Source organism: Nocardia sp. NPDC058666, from assembly GCF_042714895.1.
In the GTDB taxonomy this organism is placed as follows: domain Bacteria; phylum Actinomycetota; class Actinomycetes; order Mycobacteriales; family Mycobacteriaceae; genus Nocardia.
On sequence record NZ_JBHXRY010000087.1, the window covers coordinates 1 to 1,269 of the forward strand.

At 69.2% G+C, this 1,269-nt stretch carries 2 protein-coding genes; one reads left to right on the forward strand and one right to left on the reverse strand.

Translation table 11 applies throughout. The features are described from left to right. Positions 1-797, reverse strand: a 797-nt coding sequence (locus ACFWVD_RS28665; RefSeq protein WP_379248024.1) for a HAMP domain-containing protein, incomplete at its 3' end; no start/stop codon positions are given. 279 nt (positions 798-1,076) lie between these two features. Here ACFWVD_RS28665 and ACFWVD_RS28670 point away from each other — a divergent pair. Next, the coding region (locus ACFWVD_RS28670; RefSeq protein WP_379248026.1) for a hypothetical protein at positions 1,077-1,269 on the forward strand (193 nt) is incomplete at its 3' end.

Consider the following 1,269-nt stretch of genomic DNA (forward strand, 5'->3'; position numbering starts at 1 on the left):
ACCTCGCGGGCCACGCGCGTCACCTCGTCGGCGAAGGCGGAGAGCTGGTCGACCATCGTGTTGATGGTCTCCTTCAGCTCCAGGATCTCCCCGCGCGCGTCCACCCGGATCTTCTGCGTCAGATCGCCCTGGGCCACCGCGGTGGTGACCTCCGCGATCGAGCGCACCTGGGCGGTCAGGTTGTCGGCCATGACGTTGACCGACTCCGTCAGGTCCTTCCAGGTGCCGGAGACGCCCTCGACGTCCGCCTGGCCGCCGAGCCGGCCCTCGGTGCCGACCTCGCGGGCCACCCGGGTGACTTCGGCGGCGAAGGCGGACAGCTGGTCGACCATCGTGTTGATGGTCTCCTTCAGCTCCAGGATCTCCCCGCGCGCGGTCACGTTGATCTTCTGCGAGAGGTCGCCCTTGGCCACGGCCGTCGCGACCTGGGCGATGGAACGCACCTGCGCCGTAAGGTTTCCGGCCATGAAATTGACCGAATCCGTGAGGTCCAGCCAGGCGCCGCCGACTCCCGGCACGTCCGCCTGGCCACCGAGCGTTCCCTCGGTGCCCACCTCACGGGCCACCCGCGTCACCTCGGACGTGAACAGCGACAGCTGGTCGGCCATCCCGTTGAAGACCGTGGCGATCTCGCCGAGCAGGCCGTCCGCCGTATCGGGCAGCCGGGTACGGAAGTCCCCGTCCCGCACGGCCGTCAGACCGGCCAGCAGCTGGCGCAGTTCCGATTCGCCGATCCTGTCCTCGCCGGGAAGCGCCGGTGCCCTGCCCAGTTCCTCGGAACCCGACCGCTCAGCCATCTGCCAACCTCACTCTAGACAAGGACCGTGCCGGCGCACGGGAAAGGACACGGCAGGGGAACGCACCGGATCCCCCGGACCGACCGGGGGATCCGTCTTTCGCCGTACAACCGATGAAGAAGGCTATCGCCGAGCCGGGCACATCCGATCACCCGATCCCGACCAATCGGAAGCCGTGCGACACACACCGCCCCGGAACCGGCGGATGCATGAGCGGACAGCGGGTAGGCGAACCGTGACGAACCACACGAACGACGCAACCGAAGTGGGGTGAGGACAATGGCGGTCAAGGCCGTGGGATGGGCCCGCACGTTTCCGGTGTCGAGAGGAGTCCGGGCGGCGCGGCAGTGGACCGCAGGGCACCTCGCCTCGCTGCCGTGGGGCGGCGCGGCCCCGGACACGGTGCATTCCGTACTCCTCAGCGTCTCCGAGCTCGTCACGAACGCCCATCTGCACGCGGACGGCCCCGCCC